Genomic DNA, 9,476 nt, shown 5'->3' with positions numbered 1-9,476 from the left:
ATTTTATTACCAAACCTGTAATCAACCAGGAACGATAAGTTAATGTGTTTGTAGCTGAAATCGTTATTAAAACCACCGTAAATTTTTGGAGCAGTTGATCCTTGTGCCCTGCGAACACCGTCAGATTCAGGTAAGCCGTTTGAATCAAATATGATTTGGCCTGAAGCATTACGTTTATACTCGGTAGCCATTACCTGAGGGCCTGGCAAGCCTACAACGAAAGCAAGGTTGGCGTTTAATGGCCTGTAGGTACCTAATGTTTGAGTAGTAGCTAAATCATCAGTTTTCAATACCTTATTTTTTACATAGGTAAAGTTAAATGAAGGTGACCAGCTGAAAGTTGGTGTTTGGAACACTGTACCTTTTAACTCAACTTCTACACCGTTGTTTTGGATTGATTGAGTACCGATGTAACGGGTGTGATAACCTGCGGCGTAATCTAATGTACCTTTTAAGATATCATCTTTGGTTTTACGATGGAAATATGCAAAATCCAAGCCTGCGCGGCCACCAAAGAATTTCAATTCGGTACCAACTTCAGTCTCAGTTAAAGTAAACGGTTTCAGGAAGTAGTTAGGTAGATCGGTTGAGAAACCACCGGTTACAGTACCATTTACGGGGTTGTTGATGTTATAATACTGCTGAGTAATATATTTATCATTTGGCTCACCGCTGGTTTTAGCGTAAGATACACGCAGTTTACCAAAATCAAGCCATGGTATATGAGTAAATTCAGAGAAAATGAAGCTGCCCGCAACTGATGGTGTGAAGATTTGACCGTTACCTTTTACTACTACAGGATACAGTGTTGAATAAGTATCGTAACGGCCGGTAGTACTTAATACTAAATAGTTTTTAAGTGAGAAGTCGGCTGTGTAATAAGCTGAATGAACTTCTGATTGATTAAAGGTATAGCTTGCTGCATTTTTGGTTTGCAGGTTTGAGTAACTATAGAAGTATGGCAAAATAAAAGGACCGCCACTTAAGCTGGTGTAATTATAGCTGTTTTTGCGGATGTTACCACCACCTGTAAAATCAAACGATAACAAGTCTTTTACGATATCATGTTTTACACCAACCAATGCATCATAGTTTAACTCATATTGTTGTGCCGTTGATTGTTCATCCAAACCACCTGCGGCATTGCTTGAATAAGCTGTACCTGTTGGAGTTACTTTAAAACGGCTGTCGTTAATGTTGTCATAACCAATACGGGCTTGAGCATAGATCCATTTAGTGAAATCATAACGAGCTGTTAATGATGAAATTAAACGTTTTCTGCCTGTGTTGTTAATGAAGTTGTTAGCTGCAAAGTAAGGATTGGTAACGTAGATATCGTTATTCCATTGTTGCTCAGCGCCAGAGGATGTGCTGCCAGGCTTCAGCGCTATCTGATCTTCATTCGCTGCCAGGAACAAAATGTTGTTCGGATTACCCGGACCGTCGCTTAAGCTTGGTCTGTTTTTTGAATTTTCAACCAGATAATTGGCAACAACAGCAATATTCAACTTGTCAGTAACATTTTGGTTAGCGTTTAAGTTGAAGGTTTTTCTGTCTAAGTTACTATTTGGTACAATTGAGTTGGCATGCGCGTCTGATACTGATAATCTGAAAGCGCCTGTTTCATTACCACCATCAAATGATACGGTATTGGTAAAGGTGGTACCTGTACGGTAAAAGTCAAGGTAGTTGCTTTTGTTCGAGTAAGGGTACATTTTACCATCAAACTGGATAGTTTGTTTTCCGTCCAATTTCTCACCCCAGCCTAAGTTACCACTTGATACAGCCGAGGCAACGCTTACCGGCCTTACGCCATGTTCACCCTGACCGTAAACGGTTTGGAAATCTTCATAGTTAACAGGTTGATCGGCCTGGAAGTTGCTGTTAAATTCAACGCCAAAACCAGAATTTTTCTTGCCGCTTTTGGTTGTGATCAAGATAACACCGTTAGCAGCACGTGCACCGTATAGCGCTGATGCAGACTGACCTTTCAATACAGTCATGGTTTCAACATCATCGGGGTTGATGTTAGAGATACCGTCACCATAATCCGCGCCGCCCCACTCGCCAGATGTACCACGTGATGAGTTATCCATTGGTACACCGTTAATTACAAATAGCGGAGAGCCCGAAGTGCTGCTGGTTATACCACGTAACAGGATACGTGCAGAAGAGCCTGGACCACCATTTACGCCATTGATACTTACACCGGCAATACGACCCTCTAATGAATAAGCAATGTTTGACTCTTTAGCTTTATCGAGGAGGTCGCCTTTAACTGTTGTTACTGCGTAACCTAACTTTTTCTGTTCTTTTTTGATACCTAAGGCCGTTACTACAACCTCGTTCAGGTTTGTATTAGAGTTTAAAGTAATAGTTATTGTTGATTTACCTCCCACCGCAACTTCTTTGGTGCCATAACCAATGTAGCTTACAATTAATACGGTGTTGGGCTGTACATCAAGTGTAAAGTTACCGTTGGCATCAGTTTGGGTACCTGTGGTGGTGCCTTTTATCCTGATGCTTACGCCTACAAGCGCTTCGCCTTTTTCGTCAACTACCTTACCGGTAAGCTTTGCGAAGTTTAAGTTAAAATTAAAGTTTGAATTGGCTTTTGCTTTTGGCGCTTCAGCAGCCGAAGCCTGCATGTTCAAGAGCACCATACCTGCAAGGGCAAATTTACACAGGTTGAGGGATTTTGATATCCATGGCCTGTGTACACCCACCGGGTGTTTGAAAAATTTCATATTTTATTGAATTTAAAGGGAGTTAATAGCGAAGCGCCCTGGAAGCACTGCGCAGTTATAAACATTCAAAAATCTTTTTCGGGGCAGTAATTCCCTCCGGGTAATTATTGCCTGTAGCGGGGAGAGTAAGCTTTTTTTACATAGGCATCAGTTTTCCTGGGTTTATTAATAATGTCATATAGTTTGGTTAACGGATCACCGTGCTGAAGGAAAAGCATCCTTTGAAGGGGCGCACTATGATGATTTAAAGTGAGGACAATTAAATTTTAGCGATTGCCTACAAACCCGTAAAAAATATTTTACAATTATTATTTACCAGTATTTTAAACTGTTATAAGGAGAAAAAAGGGAGATAAAAGGGCTTTTAGTACTGTCCGCTGCCGGATATGATCATAGATGCAAGCTGATCATCGCGGTCATAAATATCCTTGCGGAAGTTGAGCAGGTTATTCCTGTCAGTAAAGGCGGTAAAATATGCTATAAATACAGGCATCTTTTGTTTGAGGGTAACCTGTTGTTCTTTGCCGAGGTGCATGGCTTTATTAATGCGGGTGGCTGTCCAGGTACTATCGTATTTTAAAAGAAAGGAAGCCAGTTTAGCTGGTTCGCCTACACGTATACAACCATGGCTAAATGCACGTGACGATTCGCCGAATAACGAGCGTGAAGGCGTATCATGTAAATAAATACTGTAGCTGTTAGGGAACAGGAATTTAACCAGGCCTAATGAGTTGGCCGGCCCAGGTTTTTGCTGAATTACCGGCAAGCCGTTTTCCTTTCCGGTTATCACCATATTATGCTCTTTAAGATAATTGCGGTTGCTACGCATGGCCGGCAATACTTCATTGCGTACAATACTTTCAGGCAGGTTCCAGTAAGGACTGAACACTACGTACTGCATTTCACCGTAAAATATAACCGTTTGATGTACTTTTTGACCAACCACTACATTACAGCTCCATAATAAGCTATCGGCGTGGTAAACGTGCAGCTTAAACTCGGGGATATTAACGGCAAGATAATCAGTATTTAAACTTACCGGCAACCAACGGCAGCGCTCCATATTCACGATGATCTGTTTGATCCTTGACTTGAGCGGAACATTCATCTCAGCAATGGTACCGGGGCCTGGTCGGCCATCGGCTGTAAGACCATGCCTGAGCTGGAATTGGCTTATGGCTGCTTTTAGCTCATCATCAAATTGGTTATTTAATGTATCGCCCTTAAAATCTTCCAGTTTGTATAACCGGGTTTTTATTTGGGTAATTATGACTGATGAATCACCTGGCTTCAACTTTGTTTTGAGTTTGATAGGTTCCCAGTTTTCACGGGCATCGAGCTGGCGGTATTTGGCGAGGAAGTTTTTCAGCAGGTCATACTGGCGGTACACCGGCTCACTTGCAGCAGGTAGCTGTTTCGATGGCTTTTTTAACAGTGTATCCAGGTAATCGTCATAAGCTATCTTTTTGCGTGGCAGAAACCAGTTTACCGCGCGGCTAACCGAATCGCTCATACCCCGGAAAGCCAGCTTTGAAAACGCGAAATACTGGGCAGTAAGCATCAATTCGGTGCCGATATCAGGTTTTTTTACTTTTGTTTTTGAATGGCTATCAAATATCAGCGAGTCTAAATCTTTTTGGTAGGGGATACCTTTATAGATGCCTTCATTTTGCAGGTTCATTAACCTGTCGTTCAGGTTACCGGCTTGCTCAATTAAGGTACCTTTTTCATACCATGCATAAGCAAATTTACGCTTGCGATAAAAATTGCGCAGATCCTGCTCGTAGGGAATTAAAGCTGGATGGTTTTGAAGAAATGTGGTGATACGGGTACTGTCAAACACAAGTTCAGTTTGATCGCTGAAATTACCCGGAATGGTTTTGGTCCACTCTTTAACTATTTTCTTTTTGAGGGAATCTGCTTTGGAAAGGTTATGTTTTTTAATAGAGTTGTTACAACCGGACAGGGCTAAAACGCTTAAAATAAATAAGATAATATATCGCGGTTTCAGCCTGTTTTGCATAGTTAATTTATTGGTTATACGGAACGCGTGAAACAAAGTTATTGTTTTACCGGCGCTTGATTCGTGATATAAATCATTTAATTTGATCGCCCAACGGCCAGAAGATCTTGCCATAAAAGGAGTTGAAATATTTTTTCAAATAAATTCTACTAAGTTTATAGATGTTATAGTATATTTGTCATGTAGCATTCAAAAATATATGGCAAGCAACAGTTTAATCATCGGCAACAAGTATACACCAACTCAAAGTAGTAGGAGCGTATATATGCCCATGTGTTGCTGTTGTTGAGATTTTCCCTCCGTATCAGCTGTTACACTCTAAATTTACTGACCTTACTTTAATATACATTTATGCACACATCCCGTAATATACAAATAAGCAATGATGCCCCGCCGGGCTTGCTGATGCGTTACAGGGTAATTTATGGATTATGCCGTTGTTGTTGATCGACTAAAATTTCGACATACAATTACCTAAAAACATTATCCATAACATCATAAATTAATTAAAAATGCAAACCACAAATAATAATAAATATCCTTTCTTTGACCTGCTTGAAGTTGTTGCCGACCCTGATCTGAACTTTCGTAAGTTGAAATCATTGCACCCTGTAAAGGCCGGCAATATCGTTCCTGAGTTTAAATTGAGTAACGATTACAGCCGCTGGCAGCAATTTTATAATGGTGCGGAAACGCATGGCCATATCTCGCAGAGGAATTTATTAAGTAAACCGCTGGTTATTTCTTTTTATTCGCGCCATTGGGGACAGCAAGGTTTGGCACAGCTTAAACAACTGAATAACCTTCAGCATGAAGTTAAGGCAAGCGGTGGCAACCTGCTTATCATTAGCGATGAGCGTACCGAAGACCTTGAAAAATGGGCATGGGAACAAAGCCTCACCCTTAACTTTTACCATGATACCGACAAAGAAATAGCACAACAGTTCAGGGTATATTCTGACGATTACCCGGTATGGGACAGATTTTCGGGCATTGACGAGAATGCGCCGTTATTGGCTACATATATTATTGAACCGTCAAAGCAGGTTATCTACAGCCATATCGACTGGGATTTCCTGGGTACTTTTGCAGGCGAAGAGATCATCAGCGCGGTTTATGAATCGGCACTGATCAGCAACAGCCGCAAATCAGCCTAAGGTAACTTCACTCTGTTATTTCAATAATGTATTGAAAATTAAGTATCTGAAGTAAAAGAGATCTTATACGTGTGGATAGTGCATAATACGCTAAGCCTAACGTGTAAGATTTTTACTTTACGGCTGAAACGAAATCGACATCTATACTTAATTCAAATGCCCGCCCCGCAGTTTCGCCTTGTAATAGCTTGGCGTAATGCCCTCTATCTTTTTAAATGCCCTGCTAAAGTAATTGAGATTGTTGAACCCGGCTTTAAAACAAGCTTCCGAGATGCTATTGTGCGGGTTATTCATCAATTGTTTGGCTAACTGTAAACGCTCCTTAATGATATAATCTACCGGCGAAATGCCCAGCTCATGCCTGAACGCCCGGAAAAAACTGGCTTTGCTCATGAACGCCATTTGGCTCAGGGCATCAATATTTAATTTATCACTTAAATGCACCCTGATGTATTCCAGCACATAGGCAAAACGGCTGCCGCTTGATAGCTCATGCAGGTTGTCGCTAATCTCATTGAGGTTTTGCATCTGCATAATACGGATCAGCAATTCTTTTAAAGTGAGATTGGCCAGCACATCTTTGGTAAGGGCATCGCCTGTACTAATGCGGATAAGTTTGTTGATCAGCTGAGCTAATTCATAATTATTGAAAAAGTGGAACTGGTTATAATTCAGCTGCCATACCCGTTTATCTTCCCTCGGGTAATTCTCATTTAAAAAATCAAGCGTATTGGCAATTTCTTCATGATTGATAGCAAGAGCTGTACATTGCGAAGGCTGGTTGATTGTTGCCTCCGGGAAATCAATTTTCATAGTAATATTAGGCGGAACAATGACGGTTTCACCGGGGAGGTAATCGAAACCGGGCTTATCAAACAGGTGCATTACCTTTTTTCCGCGAAGCATGCTGGTAATTACCAGGTCGCTAAAAGTTAAAGGCACCAGTTCGGAGCGCTGAAAGGTTTCAAAAACGTTAAGCTCACAACGGTTCATGGTGTAAGCCTTGCGGTTTTCAATCAGTGTATTCAGTTCTTTTCCGTGTGAAAGGCTTAGTGGAGATAACAGGGTTTTGTTATTCATAGCCGTTTATAATTTATGCCAAATTAGGCATACTTATTTTGATTAACAAACAGGTAAAAAAATGCGACCATTGTGCTACCATTTGAGAGCATAATGCAAATACCTTACAGCGAGGTAACTCTACATTAGTGTTACCAAAAAACATGAAAAATTATGAGCGCTGTTTCTAAACCATCCTTTAAGGATAAGTACGACAATTTTATCGGCGGTAAGTTTGTTCCGCCTGTTAAGGGCGAATATTTTGATAACATTTCGCCTATTGACGGTAAGGTGTTCACTAAAGCTGCACGATCAGGAAAGGAAGATGTTGAACTGGCTTTGGATGCCGCTCATGCCGCATTCCCAACATGGGGCAAAACATCAGCCGCACACCGGGCATCCTTATTAAATAAAATAGCCGATGTTATTGAGGCCAACCTGGAGTTTTTGGCTGTTGTTGAATGTATTGATAACGGCAAAGCCATCCGCGAATGCCGCGCTGCCGATTTACCATTGGTTATTGATCACTTCCGCTATTTTGCTGGTGTGATCCGTGCCGAAGAGGGGGGGATTTCCGAACATGATGAATATACCGTAAGTATTTGTTTAAATGAGCCGCTTGGTGTAGTTGGGCAGATCATTCCCTGGAATTTTCCTTTGTTGATGGCTACCTGGAAAATTGCCCCTGCGCTGGCAGCAGGTAATTGCTGTGTTGTAAAACCGGCCGAGCAAACGCCTACGTCAATCATGGTGCTGATGGAATTGATCCAGGATATTTTGCCGCCGGGGGTTTTAAATATCATCACCGGTTTTGGTCCGGAAGCAGGTAAGCCACTGGCTTCTTCGCCAAGGGTAGCCAAGGTTTCTTTTACAGGTGAAACCACAACCGGTCGCCTTATTATGCAGTATGCCTCTGAAAACCTCATCCCTGTTACCATGGAGCTTGGCGGCAAATCGCCAAATATCTTTTTTGAATCGGTTGGCGACGCAGATGATGAGTTTTTTGATAAGGCTGTTGAAGGCGCGGTATTATTTGCCCTTAACCAGGGTGAAGTTTGTACCTGCCCGTCGAGGATCCTGGTTCATGAAAACATCTATGATAAATTTATGTCGCGGGTAATTGAGCGTACCAATGCCATCATTATGGGTAACCCGCTTGATGGGACTACGATGATGGGTGCGCAGGCTTCTAACGATCAGTATGAAAAAATTCAATCATACCTGAAAATTGGGAAGGAAGAAGGAGCCGAAGTGCTTTGTGGTGGTGAGATTAAAAAGCTGGATGGTGAATTGGAAGGCGGCTATTATATTCAGCCAACATTATTTAAAGGCAATAACAAAATGCGCATTTTCCAGGAAGAGATTTTTGGTCCGGTTGCCTGCGTAACTACTTTTAAAACCACCGAAGAGGCCATCGCGATAGCTAATGACACACTTTATGGCTTAGGTGCCGGTGTATGGACACGCGATGCGCATGAACTTTACCAGGTACCACGCGCTATACTGGCCGGCAGGGTTTGGGTAAATAATTATCATGCTTACCCGGCGCACGCACCTTTCGGGGGCTATAAGAAATCAGGTTTTGGCCGCGAAAATCATAAAATGATGCTTGGCCATTACCGTCAAACTAAAAACATGCTGATCTCATATAATAAGAACAAGCTGGGATTTTTTTAATCCCGGCTTTTACCAATTCGATCCCTCGTTATGTCATTGTGAGCGAAGCGTGGCAACCTCGTAGCTATACAGGGCTAAGAGGCATAGCTACGAGATTGCCACGTCGCGGCCTTACTCACAAGGCCCGGAATGCTCCTCGCAATGACATATTTTTAATTGTTTGTAAATAACTCTTAATATCAATCAATACAACATGATCCAAAGAGTAACGATAACCTCCGCAGCTTCGGAGCTGATAGCCGAGCTCAAATCCCGCTTTGGCGAATTGATGTTCCATCAAAGCGGCGGTTGTTGTGATGGTTCATCACCCATGTGCTTTGAAAAAGGGGAGTTTAAATTGGGCGGCAGCGATGTAAAAATAGGAGAGGTGGATGGCTGCGAGTTTTGGATGAGCAAAGATCAGTTTGAATACTGGCAGCATACCCAGCTACAGCTTGATATTACTAAAGGCCGTGGTTCAAGTTTTTCGATTGAGATTCCGACCGGGTTTCGGTTTATGATCCACTCCAGGTTGTTTACTGAGGATGAGTTGAAAGATCTGGAACCGGTGAGTTTTATAGAGGATTGATGATCGTACATATCCAACAAAACTGTCATTGCGAGGTACGAAGCAATCGCGAACTTTACAGATAAACTTGCATAGCGGCTCTGCATCTTGGGGATTGCTTCGTACCTTATAATGACGTGCATGTAAAGTATTCATAATCAAGCTGCATTTTGGAGTGTAAGGCCGAGTTTTTGCGCTTCTTTTTGCAGACGAGCGATCTTTCTTGCCTTTTGGATTTCAGGATCCTGCTGAACTTTACTACTGTC

Annotated in this window: 6 protein-coding genes; 3 read left to right on the top strand and 3 right to left on the bottom strand. The window is 42.0% G+C overall.

Annotation, left to right across the window (positions count from 1 at the left end):
• Both VF500_RS16065 and VF500_RS16060 read right to left on the bottom strand, forming a co-directional pair.
• Nucleotides 1–2,747: SusC/RagA family TonB-linked outer membrane protein (locus VF500_RS16065; protein ID WP_330860643.1), on the bottom strand; the 2,747-nt coding region annotated here is incomplete at its 3' end.
• A 364-nt stretch (nt 2,748–3,111) separates the two neighbouring features.
• Nucleotides 3,112–4,884, bottom strand: a complete 1,773-nt coding sequence (locus VF500_RS16060) for a L,D-transpeptidase family protein (protein WP_330860642.1) — start codon at nt 4,882–4,884, stop codon at nt 3,112–3,114.
• 398 nt (nt 4,885–5,282) lie between these two features.
• Between VF500_RS16060 and VF500_RS16055 the strand changes: the two genes are divergently transcribed.
• Nucleotides 5,283–5,927, top strand: coding sequence for a redoxin domain-containing protein (locus tag VF500_RS16055; RefSeq protein WP_330860641.1), 645 nt, complete (start codon nt 5,283–5,285; stop codon nt 5,925–5,927).
• A 147-nt stretch (nt 5,928–6,074) separates the two neighbouring features.
• Here VF500_RS16055 and VF500_RS16050 read toward each other — a convergent pair whose 3' ends face one another.
• On the bottom strand, nt 6,075–7,007 hold the full coding sequence (locus VF500_RS16050) for an AraC family transcriptional regulator (protein WP_330860640.1): 933 nt from the start codon (nt 7,005–7,007) through the stop codon (nt 6,075–6,077).
• A 153-nt stretch (nt 7,008–7,160) separates the two neighbouring features.
• Here VF500_RS16050 and VF500_RS16045 point away from each other — a divergent pair, with 153 nt between their 5' ends.
• Both VF500_RS16045 and VF500_RS16040 read left to right on the top strand, forming a co-directional pair.
• Complete coding sequence (locus tag VF500_RS16045; RefSeq protein WP_330860639.1) at nt 7,161–8,663, top strand: aldehyde dehydrogenase family protein; 1,503 nt, start codon at nt 7,161–7,163, stop codon at nt 8,661–8,663.
• A 193-nt stretch (nt 8,664–8,856) separates the two neighbouring features.
• The gene (locus VF500_RS16040) at nt 8,857–9,231 is read left to right on the top strand and encodes a DUF779 domain-containing protein (RefSeq protein ID WP_330860638.1); all 375 of its coding nucleotides are present in this window, start codon (nt 8,857–8,859) and stop codon (nt 9,229–9,231) included.
• The last annotated feature ends 245 nt before the right edge of the window (nt 9,232–9,476 follow it).

The organism is Mucilaginibacter sp. (genome assembly GCF_036383575.1).
In the GTDB taxonomy this organism is placed as follows: Bacteria; Bacteroidota; Bacteroidia; order Sphingobacteriales; family Sphingobacteriaceae; genus Mucilaginibacter.
Note: the sequence above shows the minus strand (reverse complement) of the source record. Positions and strands in the feature narration are given on the sequence as shown.